This window comes from Cupriavidus sp. L7L (assembly GCF_004353535.1).
In the GTDB taxonomy this organism is placed as follows: domain Bacteria; phylum Pseudomonadota; class Gammaproteobacteria; order Burkholderiales; family Burkholderiaceae; genus Cupriavidus; species Cupriavidus oxalaticus_A.
In genome coordinates this window covers 1-1,964 of the sequence record NZ_SMNY01000118.1, presented here as the reverse complement: position 1 = coordinate 1,964, position 1,964 = coordinate 1, and the positions used below count along the sequence as shown (strand labels likewise).

Sequence of the window (1,964 nt, the reverse complement as noted above, 5' to 3'; positions counted from 1 at the left end):
ACTAGGTCGGTCCGCCGTTGGATCTCGGCGGTGGAAGCGTTCTCATAGACGAAGCCGTTCAGTTTCGGGCCGAGCTTGGGGTCGAGGGCGATGAGGGCCTCAACTACCTCGCGAGTTTCGGGGTCCGGCAACATGATTCGCATTTCTTGACTCCAGTTTTTGTTTTATGTATCGTAGCATCACTACGGAAAATTATAGCGCATTCGTTCCCCCACGGTCGCCGTCGCTTTCCGTAGGGTTTCGCGTCTTCACGCGTTGTTTTTGGCGGCTCTCCCTCCCCAGACCATGAATTGACCCTATTGGCTCTGCCTCGCTGCCACCCCGCCCCAAAGCGACGAAACCCTCGGCTTTGGGGTATTTTTTTTGGAGTCGCCATGGAAGGCCAGGACATCGAAGTACCCGACTCAAAGGAGGCTGAGATGCTGGGTGGTTGCGTTAAGGTCATCAGCTACGACCGCCATGGGAACGTGATGGCAACGATTACGACGGAAAGCGCTGACAGCCTGGCGGACGCTCATCTCATGGCTGGCTTCCTCGAGCTGGAGCGCGCTTCCCGCTTGCGAGGCGCGGTGTTCGAGCGCTACGAGATGGGCGGGCTTACCGTTATCCCCCGCTTCGTCACGTCACGGTCCGCCTTGAATTCCTGACCAGCATGCTTACCCAGATCTCCCCGTCACACTGGAGAGTGGACCTCCACTCTCCTCGGATCCCAGTGAGGGCGGTTCTATTCAAACCGGACATTGAAGATCTAGTCGAATGGCCCGTAGTTCTGGTGGACGCCGGAAAGCTATTTTCCTGCTGGGAACGCGACAGCTACATCGTCGGCCCAGTGGGCCAATGGCCCGCCTCGAAACGTGCTGGCATTGAAGAGTTTCTGGACGCGGAGGGTGGGGCGATCAACGTCCCCCGAGCTGGCATTCACATGCACCAACCACGACGAACGTGGTGGTCGTTCAGCTCGAAATCGGCCGCACCTGTCCTCTCGTTCATCAACGGAAGGCATCGCACCCGGTATCTCATTGATGCCGGGGTAGATCGCTTGCCCATCCAGGTACACGCCAGTCAGGCCGCGCTTCTGCGCGACTCCTGCGCGTAGCCGCAACTCGCTGGTCTGCGGGAGTTCCCTTGTCCGAACAAAAAGCCCCCATAACCTTGAAACGGCGACTTGAGCTGGATCTCCATCCCGACGACTATGCGCTGCTCGAACGAGCGGCTCAGGCCGTCGGCTACTCCGTAGAGGAGTTCAGCTGCTTGTCGATCTATCTGCAGAGCAGCGGGTTGCTAGAGAGAGGGGCACAGCGACCGTACCTGGCGAGGCCAACAGGTGTGGTCCACCAGGTCGCATCATGGCTGACCGCCCTTTCAGCGCCGCCAACCTATATCCCCGACGGACTACCCGCAGCACCGCTACCGCAAAAGGAGCTGGCCGGTGCGTGCAATCGAGTTGGAGTCCCCCATGAGTAACAAGTACGTCGAACTCGGTGCGGGGTTCTTTCTGACGGACATTGACAGCTTCACGCTCGAAGTGTGCGACGCAAACTCGGTAGATCCCGACGTCTACTATGGCCCCCTTGCCTGGAACGGCGGCGTGGGCCCGGCCTCATCGAGGCGTCTCGTTCTGGTCGAGCCAGCCGAAGCCAATGCCTACATGGCAGCAATGATGGCGTACGACCGCGACGAAGGCGAACATCCCGGCGACATCCCTTCCTGGCCAGCCACGGCAACGGTGAGCAGCGCCGGATTCGATTCTGGCCTTGGCGACCTCCACGGTCGCCAGTTCGACAGCGAAGAAGCACTGGTCAAAGCAGTCCGTCGACTGACGAGATCCATGCCCCGCAAGATCTGGTCCGGATCGTCAAGCGCTGCCCGCCTCGAATCCCTCAAGTTCGCCACGGAAAGAATGCTCGGCAGCAATGTCGAGTCCATCAGCCGCTACGAAAAGATCCACTGACCCACCAAAAACA

Annotated in this window: 3 protein-coding genes; all 3 read left to right on the top strand. The window is 59.5% G+C overall.

Annotated features, from left to right (window positions below; genetic code table 11):
- Positions 1-374 precede the first annotated feature (374 nt).
- The 3 genes from E1J61_RS36185 to E1J61_RS36180 all read left to right on the top strand — a co-directional run bounded on the left by E1J61_RS36185 (position 375) and on the right by E1J61_RS36180 (position 1,951).
- The gene (locus E1J61_RS36185) at positions 375-647 is read left to right on the top strand and encodes a hypothetical protein (protein ID WP_133098563.1); all 273 of its coding nucleotides are present in this window, start codon (positions 375-377) and stop codon (positions 645-647) included.
- 5 nt (positions 648-652) lie between these two features.
- Positions 653-1,096, top strand: a complete 444-nt coding sequence (locus E1J61_RS39040; protein WP_371705023.1) for a hypothetical protein — start codon at positions 653-655, stop codon at positions 1,094-1,096.
- A 360-nt stretch (positions 1,097-1,456) separates the two neighbouring features.
- Positions 1,457-1,951, top strand: coding sequence for a hypothetical protein (locus E1J61_RS36180; protein ID WP_133098562.1), 495 nt, complete (start codon positions 1,457-1,459; stop codon positions 1,949-1,951).
- The last annotated feature ends 13 nt before the right edge of the window (positions 1,952-1,964 follow it).